The organism is Limimaricola sp. G21655-S1 (genome assembly GCF_027213785.1).
GTDB lineage: Bacteria > Pseudomonadota > Alphaproteobacteria > Rhodobacterales > Rhodobacteraceae > Limimaricola.
This window is the reverse complement of record NZ_JAPWGO010000284.1, coordinates 1-264: the sequence shown is the minus strand read 5'-3', so window position 1 is coordinate 264 and position 264 is coordinate 1. Positions and strand designations below refer to the sequence as shown.

Here is a 264-nt window from a genome sequence, read left to right as displayed (position 1 = left end):
GCCACGGTGAGCTACGCGGTGGACGCCGCGCGCTTCGCCATCGCCGCCGACGGCACGCTGCGGATCGCCGCCGGCGCCAGCTTCGACGCCGAGACCGAGCCGAGCGTCGCGCTGACCGTCACCCCGACCTCCTCGGACGGCTCCAGCGCCGTGCGCCGCTTCGACATCGCCGTGGCCGACATCAATGAGGCCCCGACGGGGTGGGTCGCTGTCGCTGAGAGACCTCGGACGCTGCGGAGGGAGAGGAAAGGGTAGGGGTCGGGG

1 protein-coding gene is annotated in these 264 nt (G+C 73.5%); it reads left to right on the top strand.

The features are described from left to right. Positions 1-255, top strand: a 255-nt coding sequence (locus O4G76_RS20795; protein ID WP_269399013.1) for a hypothetical protein, incomplete at its 5' end; no start/stop codon positions are given. Positions 256-264: the final 9 nt, after the last annotated feature.